Below are 327 nucleotides of genomic sequence, written 5' to 3'. Positions count from 1 at the left end.
CGTTGTCGGCTGAGAGGAGAGGATTTCGCTGGAGCCTGCGGCGCGCGGATGTATGGTCCATTTATGGCGATTCGCCCGGACGTTCTCCCGACTGATCCAGCCGCTCTAACCGAGATGGTGCTCGCGCTCGACGCCGAGAACGAGAAGCTGCGTGTTGCGATGCAGACGCTCAAGGAGATGATCTTCGGGAAGCGCTCGGAACGGCTTGCCACGCTCGTGGCCGAGCAACTTGCGCTTGAGCTTGACGATCTTGAGACCAGTGTCACGCCGCCTGCAGCTGCCAACGACGGTGCACCTGCGGTGAAGCCGTCCGATAAGCCACGTAAG

1 pseudogene is annotated in these 327 nt (G+C 61.5%); it reads left to right on the top strand.

From position 1 onward, the window contains the following. Window positions 1–63: 63 nt before the first annotated feature. Window positions 64–327, top strand: a pseudogene (locus XI03_RS01520) (IS66 family transposase); the annotation flags it as partial.

Source organism: Bradyrhizobium sp. CCBAU 65884 (genome assembly GCF_028128835.1).
GTDB classification, from domain to species: Bacteria; Pseudomonadota; Alphaproteobacteria; order Rhizobiales; family Xanthobacteraceae; genus Bradyrhizobium; species Bradyrhizobium ottawaense.
Note: the sequence above shows the minus strand (reverse complement) of the source record. Positions and strands in the feature narration are given on the sequence as shown.